The following is a 291-nucleotide window of genomic DNA, read 5'->3' on the forward strand; positions in this document are numbered from 1 at the left end:
TGCCGCGCTCGATACGACCGGTTACAACGGTACCGCGACCCGAGATCGAGAACACGTCTTCCACTGGCATCAGGAACGCACCGTCAACTGCGCGCTCTGGGGTTGGGATGTAAGCATCCAGCGCATCAGCCAGACGCAGAACTGCGTCAACGCCCATTTCGCCTTCTTGGCCTTCCAGCGCCATACGGGCCGAACCTTTGATGATCGGCAGATCGTCGCCTGGGAAGTCGTATTTCGACAACAGCTCGCGCACTTCCATTTCAACCAGTTCCAGCAGTTCTGCGTCGTCGA

At 58.4% G+C, this 291-nt stretch carries 1 pseudogene; it reads right to left on the reverse strand.

The features are described 5' to 3' along the window. Positions 1–291: pseudogene (tuf, locus tag GCM43_RS25580) on the reverse strand (elongation factor Tu); the annotation flags it as partial.

Source organism: Janthinobacterium aquaticum (assembly GCF_009208565.1).
Lineage (GTDB): Bacteria > Pseudomonadota > Gammaproteobacteria > Burkholderiales > Burkholderiaceae_D > Janthinobacterium.